This is a genomic window from Paenibacillus ferrarius, from assembly GCF_002027705.1.
In the GTDB taxonomy this organism is placed as follows: Bacteria; Bacillota; Bacilli; order Paenibacillales; family NBRC-103111; genus Paenibacillus_E; species Paenibacillus_E ferrarius.
On the sequence record NZ_MBTG01000034.1, the window covers coordinates 225129 to 240404 of the forward strand.

General features: G+C 50.0%; 10 protein-coding genes and 1 pseudogene. All 11 read left to right on the top strand.

All coding sequences use genetic code 11. From position 1 onward, the window contains the following. Nucleotides 1–33 precede the first annotated feature (33 nt). The 11 genes and pseudogenes from BC351_RS29380 to fba all read left to right on the top strand — a co-directional run bounded on the left by BC351_RS29380 (nucleotide 34) and on the right by fba (nucleotide 15259). Nucleotides 34–1056 carry a LacI family DNA-binding transcriptional regulator gene (locus BC351_RS29380; protein ID WP_079417708.1) on the top strand — a complete coding sequence of 341 codons (1023 nt, stop codon included), beginning with the start codon at nucleotides 34–36 and terminating at the stop codon, nucleotides 1054–1056. A gap of 45 nt (nucleotides 1057–1101) precedes the next feature. Beyond that, nucleotides 1102–2061 carry a carbohydrate kinase family protein gene (locus BC351_RS29385; RefSeq protein ID WP_079417710.1) on the top strand — a complete coding sequence of 320 codons (960 nt, stop codon included), beginning with the start codon at nucleotides 1102–1104 and terminating at the stop codon, nucleotides 2059–2061. A 187-nt stretch (nucleotides 2062–2248) separates the two neighbouring features. Further along, nucleotides 2249–4930: pseudogene (locus tag BC351_RS29390) on the top strand (beta-galactosidase small subunit-related protein). Next, nucleotides 4927–5067, top strand: coding sequence for a beta-galactosidase small subunit-related protein (locus BC351_RS44175; RefSeq protein ID WP_341866032.1), 141 nt, complete (start codon nucleotides 4927–4929; stop codon nucleotides 5065–5067). Before BC351_RS29390 ends, BC351_RS44175 begins: the two are co-directional and overlap by 4 nt. A gap of 19 nt (nucleotides 5068–5086) precedes the next feature. Next, the gene (locus tag BC351_RS29395) at nucleotides 5087–6028 is read left to right on the top strand and encodes an aldo/keto reductase (RefSeq protein WP_079417712.1); all 942 of its coding nucleotides are present in this window, start codon (nucleotides 5087–5089) and stop codon (nucleotides 6026–6028) included. Further along, nucleotides 6025–6780, top strand: a complete 756-nt coding sequence (locus BC351_RS29400; RefSeq protein WP_244209212.1) for a sugar phosphate isomerase/epimerase family protein — start codon at nucleotides 6025–6027, stop codon at nucleotides 6778–6780. The genes BC351_RS29395 and BC351_RS29400 overlap by 4 nt, the downstream gene beginning before the upstream one ends. Before the next feature lie 24 nt (nucleotides 6781–6804). Further along, a complete protein-coding gene (locus BC351_RS29405) occupies nucleotides 6805–9948 on the top strand; it encodes an alpha-mannosidase (RefSeq protein ID WP_079417714.1) in 3144 nt (1047 codons plus the stop codon). A 36-nt stretch (nucleotides 9949–9984) separates the two neighbouring features. Next, entirely contained in the window at nucleotides 9985–11850 is a 1866-nt protein-coding gene (iolD, locus tag BC351_RS29410; RefSeq protein WP_079417716.1) for a 3D-(3,5/4)-trihydroxycyclohexane-1,2-dione acylhydrolase (decyclizing), read from the top strand. A 17-nt stretch (nucleotides 11851–11867) separates the two neighbouring features. Then, a complete protein-coding gene (iolC, locus tag BC351_RS29415) occupies nucleotides 11868–12872 on the top strand; it encodes a 5-dehydro-2-deoxygluconokinase (RefSeq protein ID WP_079417718.1) in 1005 nt (334 codons plus the stop codon). Between the two features lie 21 nt (nucleotides 12873–12893). Next, nucleotides 12894–14354: a CoA-acylating methylmalonate-semialdehyde dehydrogenase gene (locus tag BC351_RS29420; RefSeq protein ID WP_079417919.1), complete on the top strand. Its 1461-nt coding sequence runs from the start codon at nucleotides 12894–12896 to the stop codon at nucleotides 14352–14354. 41 nt (nucleotides 14355–14395) lie between these two features. Then, a complete protein-coding gene (gene fba, locus BC351_RS29425) occupies nucleotides 14396–15259 on the top strand; it encodes a class II fructose-1,6-bisphosphate aldolase (RefSeq protein ID WP_079417720.1) in 864 nt (287 codons plus the stop codon). Nucleotides 15260–15276 lie beyond the last annotated feature (17 nt).

Sequence of the window (15276 nt, forward strand, 5' to 3'; positions counted from 1 at the left end):
GACGTGAGCTAATGGAAAGGCAGGATGACGATCATGGCACCAAAGATTAAGGATGTAGCGAAAATAGCCGGTGTATCCGTGACAACCGTTTCAAGGGTATTGAACGGAGAGAAATACGTGAAGGACGATCTGAAAGCCAGGGTGAAGCAAGCGATCGCTGAGCTTGGTTATACGCCAAGTCATATCGCCAGAAGCCTCGTGCGTAAGAAAACGAATTTGATTGGCGTGATTGTACCAGATCTGACTTCAAGCTTTTATTCGACCATCTTAAGCAGCATTGAAGAAACCGCGAGTCTGAGCGGCTACAATCTGCTTGTCTGCAACATTATTGAAGATATTGAGAAAGAATATAAATATTTAAACGTGTTCAAAGAAATGCGGGTAGATGGCATTATCATTATGCATGAGAAATTAAACGATGAGATCAGGGATTTTTTGAATAAGCTTGATATCCCGATTATATTTTCGAGTGTCAAACCGATGGATCAGAAGTTCGTTTCTGTAATCATTGATGATTACGCGGCGGCGTATGACGCGACGAATTATTTGATTCAGCTCGGACATACAAGAATTGGGTTTATTGGCGGCGACATGAGAGATGTGACTTCGGGTCAAAATCGATACATTGGCTACCGTGACGCGCTTACACAAGCGAACATCAACATCGTAGAAGCGTACATCAAGTTTGGTGATTACAAAATACAAAGCGGCTACCAGCTCGCCAAAGAGCTTCTGGCAAATGAGCCGTGCCCAACAGCCATATTTGCGGTCAGCGATGACATGGCGGTAGGCGCGATGAATGGCATTCATGACCTTGGGTTGAACGTTCCTGACGATATTTCAGTCATTGGCTTCGACGGGAGCCAGTTAACCGAGCTGGTGCGTCCGCAGCTGTCATCCATGGAACAGCCCATTCAAGACATGGGCAAGGTTACGGTGGAATCGCTCTTGGATATGATCGCAGGTGATGCTCAGGCGGAGGCAGGGGATTTGATACTGAAGCATAAGCTGGTTGAGCGCAAAAGCTGTAAATCTTATGGCGCCAAACAAGAATAGAAGCCATAAGCGTAGATATCGAGTCTGGATTGGAAGAGGGAGAGCATGTTGAAAAGATTTGATGCAGTTGTCATCGGTGATGCCAATATAGATCTGATTGTGGCGGGGTTAAATCAAATTCCGCAGCCCGGACAGGAAGTTTTCGTAGATAATATGACAATGCATATTGGCGGCGGGGCTGCTTTGTTCGCGATATCGCTAGCGAAGCTAGGCTTGCATGTAGCTTTTAAAGGAGTTCTTGGCAATGATGGCTACGGTCAATATGTCAGGGAGCAGTTTACCCAACATGGTATCGATACCATATTAATTGAGACGAGTCAAACGAGTAATACCGGTATCACAATTGCGATTAATCCTGAGAAAGATCGTTCTTTTATCAGTTATGCAGGCTCCAATCGAGAGCTGGATATAAGTAAGTTGGATTTGAAGGAAGTCGCTCAAGGCAAACATGTTCATATTACCGGATATCGTGGCAGAGAGAATCATGATGCTTTCATACAGGCAGCACGCAAGCTCAAAGAGCTAGGCGTTACCCTTTCCTGTGATGTCGGATGGGATGATTCTGGAGAGTGGTTCAAAGGCGTATTCGATTTGATGGGTTGCTTTGACGTGTTTCTAATGAACGAAACGGAAGCCTGCCATTATACCGGTTTGGACAATATAGACGAAAGTCTGCGCTTTATGGCGAATTATTGCAAACATATTGTGGTTAAGCTCGGAAGTCAAGGAGCGATTGCAATGAAGGATGGCTTGCAGACGTTTCACTCGGCCTATCAGGTTGACGCTGTAGACACAACAGGTGCCGGGGATTCTTTTAATGCGGGTTATTTGTTTGGGTATTTGTCTGGTCAAGACGTAGAAACCTGCTTGAAGTACGGCAATGCTTGCGGCGGGATGTCTGTCAGCGCCAGTGGCGGCAGTACGGGTACCCCTGATTTCAACAGGCTTAATCGCTTTATACGTCAATTCGCTGATCAAGCCAAAGTTCGTTTGGAAGTCATATAACAAATGAAAAGGGAATGATGATTGTGTTGAATATCACGAAATACTGGGAAGATTTGAACGTTCTTCAGATAAACAGGGAGGTTCCTCGAGCCTACTATATTCCCTTTGCAAACGTCGAAGCAGCACAAACAGGGAAGCGCGGTCGTTCTCCTTACTATCAAACATTGAATGGAAGCTGGAAATTTCAATATCATCGAAGCGTCAGGGATGTACAAGAAGGCTTTTATGAAGAAGCGGCAGATGTCAGCGCTTGGGATTCGTTGATTGTTCCCTCTTGTTGGCAAGTGAATGGATACGATCAACTTCACTATACCAATATCAAATATCCGTTTCCTTGTGATCCGCCCTATGTACCGAGCAATAATCCGGCAGGGCTTTATGTGCGGGAGTTCAACGTTTCGGATCGCTGGGATGCGAAAGATAAATATATCGTTTTTGAAGGAGTTAACTCCTGCTTCTATGTGTGGGTCAACGGGCAGTTTGCCGGCTACAGCCAAGGCAGCCGAATCCCGGCTGAATTCAACATCTCCGCTTTGATTCGAAATGGTAAAAATCGTGTCGCTGTTATGGTGCTGAAATGGTGTGACGGCACGTATCTGGAAGATCAGGATTTGTGGCGTTATTCCGGCATTTTCCGGGATGTTTACTTGCTGGCTCGCGAACCTGTTCATATTCGGGATGTCTTCAATAAGCAAGAATTCAGCGCGGATTATCGGAAAGCTGATCTGCTGACTGAGCTTGAAACCTCCGGTCATTGCGAAGTTAGCGTGGAATTGAAGGATGCCGAGGAGAACGTCGTCAGCCGTGGGCAAGCCGTGGTAGATGGCAAGGGCGTTATCAAGCTGGAAATAACAGATCCCGTTCTATGGAATGCTGAGAAGCCATATTTATATCGCTTGTATGTACAAAGCGGGGAAGAAGTGCTTCAATTCCGGGTTGGTTTCCGAAAAGTGGACATTCAAGACGGCGTATTTCAGATTAACGGCAAAGCGGTCAAGTTAAAAGGTGTGAATCGCCACGATTCTCATCCAGAGCTTGGGCAGACCATACCGATCAATCATATGATCAAAGATTTGAAGCTGATGAAAAAGCATAACATCAATACCATCAGAACCTCTCATTATCCGAGTGATTCCCGCTTTATGGATTTATGTGATGAGTATGGTTTCTATGTCATTGATGAAGCTGATTTAGAGTGTCACGGCATGGGCGATGCTGGCAGCTGGGAAGACGGGCCTGTTCACAAGCTTTCTCAAGACCCTGGTTGGAAGCCTTCATTTGTCGATCGTGCCATTCGCATGGTGGAGCGGGATAAAAATCATCCATCGATCGTCATGTGGTCCTTGGGCAATGAGTCTGGTTATGGCGCCAACCATATCGCGATGGCTGAATGGATTCGAAGTCGGGATGCTTCCATCCCGATTCACTATGAGGGAGCAGCCCCGCACTACAAAGGAGATCCGAGTGTCGCATGTCTTGATTTGGAAAGCCGGATGTACGCTTCACCGAAGGAAATTGAAGCCTATGCTCAGGACGAGAACAACAAGAAGCCGCTGTTCCTATGTGAATACAGTCATGCGATGGGGAACGGTCCAGGGGATTTGAAGGACTATTGGGATGTGATTTATCAATATCCGAAGCTGATCGGCGGCTGTGTGTGGGAATGGAGCGATCATGGCATCATTTCGGAGATACGCCTAATGACGGTAATTTCTGCATCGACGGACTCGTTAGTCCTGACCGCAAGCCGCATACCGGTTTGCTGGAGCTGAAGAAGGTGATTGCGCCGATTCGAATTGAAGCGCACGACCTGCGAATAGGCAAGATCAAGGTAACGAATCTTTACGACTTTATAGATTTGTCCCATGTGGGGATTCACTGGAAGGTGGAGCAGGATGGAAAGACCGTCCAGCAAGGTCAAATTGACCTTCCCGAAGCGGCGCCGCATGCCAGCCAAATTGTAACGCTTCCCTACAAGCTGCCAGAAACGTCGACAGGCCGCTATGTGCTTACGTTCTCTTGTTGGTTGAAAGAGGAAATGCCTTGGGCAGAAGCGGGTCATGAAATCACATTCGAACAGTTGGATTTACCGGTTGCGAGGGTGAAAGACCAGCAGGATGTTCTGTCGAGCGCTCCCCTGCAAGCTCACCAAGCGGGCAATCTCTTGACGATTGAAGGGTTTGATTTCTGTCATGTTTTTGATATGTACGACGGTACGATACAGAAGATTTCCAAACATGGCGTGGATATGATTCAGACGCCAGCCCAATTCACGATTTGGCGGGCTCCAATAGATAATGACAAGACGGTGAAAGAAGCATGGCTGGAAGAGGGCTTCGATCGTACAGGCATGAAAATCTATGGCTGCGAATGGACGCAAACCGGGAAATCCTCTCTTGAAATCAAGAGTTCTTTCTCGCTGGGAGCGGACAGCCGGTTCGTGATTGTTCGCGGAGAAGCGCTTTGGACGGTGAACGGTACCGGTGAGATTGCCCTTCAGCTGCAAGTGAAAGCAGCCGAAGAGCTGAAGACGTTTCTTCCGCGATTTGGGCTTCAGCTCACGATGCCCAAAGGGATGGAGGAAGTCGAATACTTGGGCTTCGGTCCGCACGAGAGCTATATTGATAAGCGCCAAAGTGTAAAAAGAGGCAAGTATTTGCTGACGGTTGATGAGATGTTCGAAAATTATATCATGCCCCAAGAGAATGGCTCTCGGTATGGAACAGAATGGGCGATTGTCTCCAATGAGCAAGGCATGGGTCTCAAGTTGTCCGCACAAGAGGCATTCTCCTTCAATGCGGCTCATTATACGCCAGAGGATCTAACTGAGGCGGATCACAACTATAAGCTTGTGAGAAGAAAGGAATGATCGTTCATCTGGATTATCGGATGAGTGGAGTTGGTTCAGCTTCTTGCGGGCCTGAGCTTCTGGAACCCTACCGCCTCGATGAGAAGGAATTCAAGTTTGAGCTTAGCTTGCTGCCGATATGCAAAGAAGACGAATAAAGCAAACGGAGGGATTCACATGAAATATATGCAAATCCAAGGCGTAGAGAAACAGATATCCCGATTAATTATGGGGACAGGCGATTTGAGAAAGCTGGAAGAGCCCGAACGGGCAATGCTGGATGCCTTCATTGCAGCAGGCGGCAATGCCTTCGATACGGCCCATCAATATCGAAATAAAGAAAAGATTCTGGGTCAATGGCTGGCGGAGAAGAATCTTCGGGAGCATGTCGTGATTTTGACCAAAGGCGCGCATCATGATGACGGAAGCCCGGGTCCACGGGTGAACCCGCAGGCAATCCGCAAGGATTTGACGGAGAGTCTGGAAAGACTAGGCACGGATTATGTTGATCTGTATGCGCTGCACCGGGATGATCCCAGCGTAGCTGTTGGACCTATTATGGAAGAGTTGAACGAACATATTCAAGCGAAGCGGATCAGAGCTATTGGAGCTTCAAACTGGTCGCATGATCGTGTTCAGGAAGCAAATGAATATGCGGCCTCCCATAATCTCATTGGGTTTGCGTTTAATAGCCCTAACTTGAGCCTTGCCAAAGCGAATGAGCCTAGATGGGAGGGCTGCGTTTCGGCAGACGAGGAAACCTGCAGGTGGCATGCGGCCAACCAGCTTCCGCTCTTTGCTTGGTCTTCCCAAGCAGGCGGGTTCTTCTCGGGCAATTTCTCGCCGGACGATCGGACTGACGAAGAGATGGTGCGGGTTTACTACAGCGAGAACAACTGGGAGCGGTATCGCCGTGCCGTGAAGCTGGCGGAGGAAAAGCAGGTAACACCAATTCAAATTGCCTTATCCTATGTGCTTAATCAATCTTTCCCAACATGCGCAATCATTGGACCAAGGAAGCCGGAAGAGCTTCAGTCCTCGATAGAATCTATGAATCTTCAATTAACTCCTGGTGAGATTGATTGGCTGGATTTGCAAAAGGAGGAGATCGTGAAATGATCCGACACAAATTAGCAGCTCAATTATTTACGCTAAGAAACGAACTGAAAAAGGATTTCCCTACGGTTTTGAGAGAGTTGAAAAAAATGGGCTGGGCAGCCGTTCAAATCGACGGCTTGCACGGATATCCCGCAGCAGATATAGCCGCCGTGATGAAGGAAGTCGGTTTGCAAACGGCTGGTATGCATGTTGGCTTGCATCGTATGAAAACAGATTTGGCTGCCGTACTGGAGGAAGCCCGGTTGTTCGACACGAAGGATTTCATCTGTCATTCGCTGCCGGATGAATTGATGAATCCGGAAGGCTATGCCAGCGTTCGCAAAGATTTGCACGATGTGGCTGCCCGAGTAAGCGATAAGGGATTCCGTGTTGGATATCACAATCATGATTTTGAATTTCATACGATACTGGATGGGAAATTTGCGCTGGAATACGTGCTGGAGGATCCAACCATTTACCCGGAAATTGATACCTATTGGGTCAAAAAAGCGGATCAAGATCCGCTGTCTTTCATCCAAAATTATGCCTTTCGTATGCCAATCCTCCATTTGAAGGATATGACGTCGGACGGACGGAAATATTTCGCCGAAATCGGCACAGGATTGATCGATTTTGCCCCGATTTTGAAGTGGGGACTGCAAAATGGCGTAGAATGGTTTGCTGTTGAACAAGATTATTGCCCGGGAAATCCGATGGATAGTTTAGCCTTAAGCTTATCTAATTTGCTGGAGTTGGAGAAATCTATCGTTTAATTGCAGAAGAAGGTGAGGTGCGGCATGTTTTTCACAGAAGCGAAACTTGAAGCCAGATTGAATGAATTAAGCGAAACCCGTTATCGTGATGTGATCCTTCTCGAAAGCTTTGCGGCTGTAGAAGATGAAAACGGAGATATAGGTGCTAGGCCGCCGCTTGCAGCGGCATCTTTTGAGCTGAGAACAGGCGAAACTTGGAAAGGGCGCGACCGTTACATCTGGCTGTCGCGTTTAATCGATATTCCGCGAGAATGGGCTGGAAAGTCCATTCTTGGGCGCTTTGATTTTGGTGAAACTGGCGGCGGCAATAACGATGGATTTGAATCTCTTCTATATTGGAATGGAAAGCCGTTTCAAGGCGTCGATTCGAATCATCAGGAGGTCTTTTTCCCGGAGGGATCGGCAGGAACCGAAGCGAAGATGGATATCCGTTTGTGGTCCGGTCTTGAAGGCGGCGGAAAGCCCAGAGAAAAGAAGCACACCATGAACCGAGCTGAAATTTGTTGGATGGACGAACAAGTCGATGATATGTACTATACGGGGCGGGCAGTTTGGGAAACGGTCCGCAGTTTGGACGCGCATCATCCTGATCGCGCGCGGCTGATGAAAGCGCTGGATCGCGCTTTCTTGCAAGTAGACTGGTCCAAACCGAATTCGGAAGCTTATTACGAGTCGGTGTACACAGCTCGCCAGCTTCTGCATGAAGAGCTGAACAACATGGAGAAACATCATCCCGTCACAGTCACTGCCATCGGTCATACGCATATTGACGTAGCGTGGCTTTGGCGGTTGAAGCACACTCGCGAGAAATGCGCGAGGTCGTTCTCTACAGTGCTACGGTTGATGGAGCGTTTCCCTGATTATGTGTTCCTCCAAACGCAGCCGCAGTTGTACGCTTATATCAAACAAGATTATCCGGAAATCTATGAAGCGATTCGGGAACGGGTCCGTGAGGGGCGCTGGGAAGTTGGCGGCGGCATGTGGCTGGAAGCCGATTGCAACCTAACCTCCGGTGAATCTCTAGTCAGACAGTTCCTCTTCGGCACGCGATTCATGCGTGAGGAATTTGATGTGGAAAGCACCTATTTATGGCTGCCTGACGTATTCGGCTACAGCTGGGCCTTGCCGCAAATCCTGAAAAAGTCAGGGTTTGAGACGTTCATGACGACGAAAATCAGTTGGAACCAATTCAATAAAATGCCGCATGATACGTTCAAGTGGCGCGGGATTGACGGAAGCGAAGTGCTGACGCATTTCATCACGACCCCCGATGACTGGGAAGGCGGCAACTCCTTCTTCTACACGTACAATGGTTTGATTGAAGCCAAAACGGTGAAAGGCATCTGGGATGGCTATCAGGAGAAGGAGATGAATCAAGAGCTGCTTCTCTCCTACGGATACGGCGATGGCGGCGGTGGCGTGAATCGGGAAATGCTGGAAATGCGCCGACGCCTTGACCAAATGCCGGGCATGCCGAATGTCCGCACGGGGCGGGCAGACGAGTACTTCGAACGTCTTCATGAGACGGTGAAGGCGACCGACAGCTATGTGCATACCTGGGATGGCGAGCTTTATTTGGAGTATCACCGTGGAACGTATACAAGTCAAGCCTACAATAAGAAAATGAATCGGAAGCTTGAGCTGTTGTACCGGGAAACGGAGTGGCTGAACGTTCTGGCGGGGCTGAGCAAAGCGAGAGGCCATGTCTATCCGCAGGCTGATCTGAATGAGGGCTGGACGATTATTTTGCGCAATCAATTCCATGATATCATTCCCGGTTCTTCGATTCGCGAAGTGTATGAGGATAGCTGGCAAGAGTATGCGCAGGCGTCGTCTATAGCAACGGAGAGTTGGCAGGCAGCGATGAACGTTATGGTAGACCGAAGTGCAGAAGGCTCCAGAACGATTATCAATAGTTCGCCTTGGAAGCTTAAGAATCTGCTCGTTCTATCTGCGGATAGCGCACCCGAGGGGAGCGTTTGGACCGATGAAGCGGGAAATCCGCTCGATTCGCAGCTCACGGATGGACGTTGGCTGATCGCAACGCCGGACATTCCTTCACTTGGCCTGACGACTGTTCATTATGGAAGTCAGGAATCGGCTAGCGTTGTCGCTGCTGCAGCTCCATTCCAGTTAGCAGGCAGCCTTCTAAAAACCCCTCATTATGAAGTGGAGTGGAATGAAGCTGGCCAATTGACGCGCATCTATGACCGGGATCATGGCCGCGATGTGCTTGCGAAGCAGGCACGAGGCAACGTGCTGCAGGTGTTCGAAGATAAACCGCTGATGTTCGAAGCATGGGATATCGATATTTTTTATCAAGAGAAGATGCAGGAAATTTCTCATCTAATTAGCTTTGAACTTGTAGAAAATGGCCCTTTGGCAGCTGCCGTCAAGTTCATCTGGCGCTACCTCAATTCAACGGTGACACAATGGATGACCGTCTATGCCGACAGCGGTCGTATTGATTTCCGTACGCATATCGATTGGCAGGAGCGTCAGCAGTTGCTTAAGGTTGCCTTTCCTGTGGATGTGCGCTCCAACGAGGCAACGTACGATATCCAATTTGGCAACGTTAAGCGGCCAACGCACTGGAACACAAGCTGGGACTGGGCGCGATTCGAGTCAGTTGGCCATCAATGGGCGGATTTGTCCGAGCGCGGCTACGGCGTAAGTTTATTGAACGATTGCAAATACGGCTATGACATCAAGGATAACGTCATGCGATTGTCGCTCTTGAAATCGGCTACGCACCCTGATCCAGATGCGGATCTTGGCGAGCACTCCTTCGTGTATGCGCTCCTTCCGCATGCAGGCGACTGGTATGCAGGGAACACGGTACAAGAAGCTTGGCTGCTCAACAATCCGCTGCAGAGCTCCGAAGGCGCGAATACTTTCGGGAAGCCGCTCTCCTTATTCGAATTGTCTGTACCCAATGTGATGGTGGATGCGATCAAAAAGGCAGAGGATGGCGATGGGGTGATCCTGCGTGTCCATGAATATGCCGGTGTGCGTTCTTCCGTAACGGTGAGCAGCGATTTGACCATCCGCTCGTGGCAGGAATGCGATTTGATGGAGCGTTCTCTCGGAGAAGCAGCGGCGGCTGATTGGATGTTTGAACTGAAGCCATACGAGATCAAGACGTTCCTTGTCTATCTAGAGGCATAAATAGAAAGACCGATCTAGGTCGGTGTGGAGGCTCATATGAAAACCATAAGACTTACGATGGCGCAAGCTTTACTTAAGTTTCTGGATCAACAGTATTTGTCTGTGGATGGTGTAGAAACCAAATTTGTGAATGGAGTTATGGGCATATTCGGCCACGGCAATGTGACGGGGATAGGCGAAGCCTTGGAACGGGACAGCGGCGAGCTGGTCTTCATCCAAGGGAAAAATGAGCAGGGCATGGTTCATGCGGCAGCAGCCTTCGCCAAGCAGAGCAATCGCCAGCGCATCTTCGCCTGCACGACTTCCATCGGTCCTGGCGCACTGAATATGGTTACCGCGGCAGCGACCGCCACGGTGAATCGGATTCCGGTTCTGTTGCTGCCAGGTGATAACTTCGCATGCAGACAGCCGGACCCGGTGCTCCAGCAGCTGGAAATGCCGCATGATTACACGATATCGGCGACCGACGCTTTCAAGCCCGTCAGCCGTTACTGGGACCGGATCGTTCGGCCCGAACAACTGGTTACTTCGCTGCTGCAAGCAATGCGCGTCTTAACCGATCCTTCGGAGACGGGGGCTGTCACCATCGCCCTTCCGCAGGATGTGCAAGCAGAAGCTTATGATTATCCTGCTGCATTCTTTGAGAAACGCGTCCATACGATGGACCGACGGCCTCCGGCAGCGGAAGCCGTGGAAAGAGCCGCCGCATTCATTGCACAGAAGAAGAAGCCGCTGCTCGTTGTAGGCGGAGGCGTGCATTACGCTGGGGCGATTCAAGAGCTGCTCGATTTCGCAGCCGAATTTCAAATCCCGGTGGCCGAGACGCAGGCTGGAAAAAGCGCGATCTCCTGGGAGCATCCGCTCAGTGTAGGCGCAGTAGGGACAACGGGGACGTTAGCCGCGAATAAGCTGGCGGCGCAGGCCGATGTCATTATCGGCGTTGGAACTCGCTATTCAGATTTTACAACCGCATCCAAATCTGCCTTTCAGCACCCGGATGTATCGTTTGTTAATGTCAATGTGAATGCCTACGATGCGATTAAAATGAACGCTGTCTCCGTTGTCGCAGATGCTAAGAAAGCGCTCATTGCTTTATCGGAGGCGCTGCGGCTCAAAGGCTACCGCTCCGAATACGAAACTAGCTTCATTGAAGAACTTCGCAAGGAATGGAACGAGGAAGTCGATCGTTTATATAGCATCAACCTAGATGAAGGACTTTCGCAAACAAGAGCACTTGGCGTGATCAATGCCTTCTTAAGTCCAACCGATGTTATCGTCTGCGCGGCAGGAAGCTTGCCCGGCGATCTGCACCGTGTATGGAGAACGAGTGCGCCCAAATCGTATCACATGGAATATGGTTTTTCCTGCATGGGCTATGAGGTCAGCGGAGCGTTTGGCGCTGTTCTGGCTGCCCCGGACCGCGACGTGTATGCGATGACAGGCGACGGAAGCTATCTAATGCTTCATTCTGAGCTGCTTACCAGCCTGCAAGAAGGAACGAAAATGACCGTACTGCTGTTCGATAATCATGGATATCAGTGCATTCACAACTTGCAAAGAGGTCATGGCAGCGACGGGTTTGGCAATGAATTCCGCTTTAGAACGGCCGAGACTGGCCTGCTGCAAGGAGATTACATGCCAATTGATTTCGCCGCGCACGCACGCAGCATGGGTGTCAAAGCATACACGGCTACAACGGCCGAGCAATTGGCGGAAGCGCTCAAGCAAGCGAAGCAAGAAACGATTTCGACCTTAATCGAAATCAAGGTAGTCCCAGGAACGAACACGGACGGATATGAGTCTTGGTGGCGGGTAGACGTTCCCGAAGTTTCAACCAGTGCCAAAGTTCGTGAGGCCCGTGCTGAGATGCAAGCCCACTTACAGTCCGTTAAACCGTTATAAGAAAGAAGGTTAAGTCAATGAGCTATCTTTCCACACATGCAGACCGCTCCTTGGATTTTATCGCAATCGGCAGGTTGTGCATTGATTTAAACGCGAACGAGATTAATCGGCCAATGGAAGAAACGGTGACATTTACGAAATATGTAGGTGGTTCACCTGCCAATATTACGATTGGAATGGCTCGCATGGGGGTCAAAGCCGGATTTATCGGCAAAGTGGCGGGCGACCAGATGGGCCGCTTCATCGTCAGCTATTTGGAACGCAATCAAATCAACACCGACGAGATCGTCACCGATCATACGGGGGCTGTAACAGGGCTTGCTTTTACGGAAATTAAGAGTCCGACCGATTGCAGCATTCTGATGTACCGCGACAATGTGGCTGACTTGCTGCTTCGTCCCGAAGAGGTGTCGGAAGCTTATATCGCCCGTGCAAAGGTGCTGCTCATTTCGGGAACGGCGCTTGCGCAAAGTCCCTCCCGGGAGGCTGTTTTCGTCGCCCTTGATTTTGCCAAAAAGCATGGCGTCTCGATCGTATTCGATCTGGATTACCGCCCTTATACATGGACTTCCAAAGAAGAAACAGCGACTTATTATAACTTGGCAGCGGAAAAATGCGATATCATCATCGGTACCCGCGAGGAATTCGATATGATGGAGGCTTTGGAGCGCAGAACCGAAAGCAGCGATGCATTGACCGCGGCCAAATGGTTCGGCTACAGCGCCAAGCTGGTCATCATCAAGCATGGCAAGGCTGGTTCCATCGCTTATACGCATGACGGCTTAAGCCATACGGCAGCGAGCTTCCCTGCCAAAGTGGTGAAGACATTCGGAGCAGGCGATTCTTATGCGGCGGGCTTTTTATATGGACTTATGCAGAATTGGACAGTTGAAAAAAGTATGGAGTTCGGAAGCGGAGCCGCTTCCATCGTCGTGTCCAGCCACAGCTGCTCGGACGCGATGCCAACTGCCTCAGAGGTGGAAAGTTATATAGCACGCTGCAAATCAGAAGAGATGAAATAAATGATAAAAGGAGATTTTCCGATGACGACATCAGCTTCTGTACCAACTTTGAAAAACTTTATCGGCGGCGTCTGGGTAGATGCCTTAACGGGGCAAACGGAAGCGGTATTCAATCCGGCCACAGAGGAAATTCTTGCGCATGTCCCGCATTCGACGGGCGAAGATGTGAATCGTGCCGTCCAAGCGGCTGCCGAGGCGTTCAAAACGTGGAGCCAAACGCCAGTTCCGCGCCGCGCTCGTGTTTTGTTCAAATATCAACAGCTGCTTGTCGATCACTGGGAAGAATTGGCGCGCCTGATCACCCTGGAGAACGGCAAGAGCTATCATGAAGCGCATGGCGAAGTTTTGCGCGGCATCGAGTGCGTAGAGTTCGCGGCGGGCGCCCCTAATTTGATGATGGGCAAGCAATTGCCTGATATTGCAACAAATGTGGAATCCGGGATGTATCGTTATCCGGTCGGCATTGTTGGCGGTATTACACCGTTCAACTTCCCGATGATGGTGCCTTGCTGGATGTTCCCGCTTGCGATTGCTTGCGGCAATACGTTCGTATTGAAGCCCTCTGAGCGGACGCCGATGCTGGCGAATCGATTGGCTGAATTGTTCAAGGAAGCCGGCTTGCCGGATGGCGTCCTTAATCTTGTGCACGGCGCGCATGATGTCGTGAATGGTTTACTTGCGCATCCGGAAATCAAGGCGATATCCTTCGTTGGCTCACAGCCGGTAGCGGAGTATATCTATACGACAGCCTCGGCTCATGGCAAAAGAGTGCAGGCGCTCGCTGGGGCCAAAAATCACTCGATCGTCATGCCGGATGCGGATCTTGATCTGACCGTGACCCAAATCGTCAATGCCGCTTTCGGCTCGGCGGGCGAGCGCTGCATGGCCTGTTCTGTTGTTGTGGCCGTCGGTGACGTTGCGGATCAGCTTGTTGCCCGGCTGAAAGAGCAAGCAGATCAGCTTACCATTGGCAATGGGATGGAAGACAACATTTTCTTGGGCCCTGTCATTCGCGGACCGCACAAGGAAAGAACGATCGGCTATATCGAGACAGGCGAGAAAGAAGGCGCTGCATTGATCAGAGACGGACGCCAAGATTCAGCAGTCAGCGAGAAAGGTTATTTCGTAGGTCCTACCATTTTCGATCATGTCGACAGCACGATGAAAATTTGGAAAGATGAAATCTTCGCTCCGGTCTTATCGGTCGTGCGTGTGGATACGTTAGACGATGCGGTGGCATTGTCCAACCGTTCTGAATTCGCGAATGGCGCCTGCTTGTTTACGCAAGATGGCAGCAACGTTCGCCGTTTCCGTGAAACCATCGATGCCGGTATGCTGGGCATCAACTTAGGTGTGCCTGCTCCGATGGCCTTCTTCCCATTCTCGGGCTGGAAGAAATCGTTCTATGGCGACCTGCATGCGAATGGGATGGATGGCGTTGAATTTTATACAAGAAAGAAAATGGTGACGGCGCGTTGGTAAGCAGCTGCTTTCTCAGCAACTAGGTAAAGGAGGATGTTTCCATGCCCTTAGTGTCAATGACAGCTATGCTGCGCAAAGCAATGAAAGAGCAATATGCGGTAGGCCAATTTAATTTAAATAATCTGGAATTCACGCAAGCGATTCTTCAGACGGCGCAAGAGGAGCAAGCTCCTGTTATTCTTGGACTCAGCGAGCCTTACATTCCTTACATGGGCGGTTTGAACTGTATTGCCGCCATGGTCAAAGAACTGATCGACTATTATGAGGTTACGGTGCCTGTAGCGCTGCATCTGGATCACGGCACCTCCTTCGAGGTCTGTGTGAAGGCGATTCATGCCGGGTTCACTTCCGTAATGATCGACGCTTCTCACTATGGCTTAGTGGATAATATAGCTTTGACCCGCAAGGTGACAGAATCCGCTCATGCGCTGGGCGTTTCCGTAGAGGCGGAGCTGGGCCGGATCGGCGGCCGTGAGGATGACACGTATATAGATGAGGCTGAAGCGATGTATGCGGTCACCTCCGAGTGCATTATGCTGGTTCAATCTACGGGCATCGACGCTTTGGCGCCTGCCCTTGGGTCGGTTCATGGCAATTATAAAGGGACCCCTAGACTCGGATTTGAACGAATGGCAGAAATTCAGAAGCTGACTCAGCTTCCGCTTGTGCTGCATGGCGGCAGTGGGCTCCGTGATGAAGATTTTCAGCAAGCGATAGCTCGCGGTACAGCTAAGATTAACGTGAATACCGATAATCAAGCGGCGTGTACGTCAGTTGTGAGACGCATTCTAACCGAGCAGCCGGATATTTACGATCCAAGGCATTACTTAGGACCGGCAAGAGAGGCTGTTAAGGAATCTGTTAGAGCCAAAATACGCTTATTCGGCTGTGCCGGCAAAGCGTAAAGAAGGAGCGTAAATGA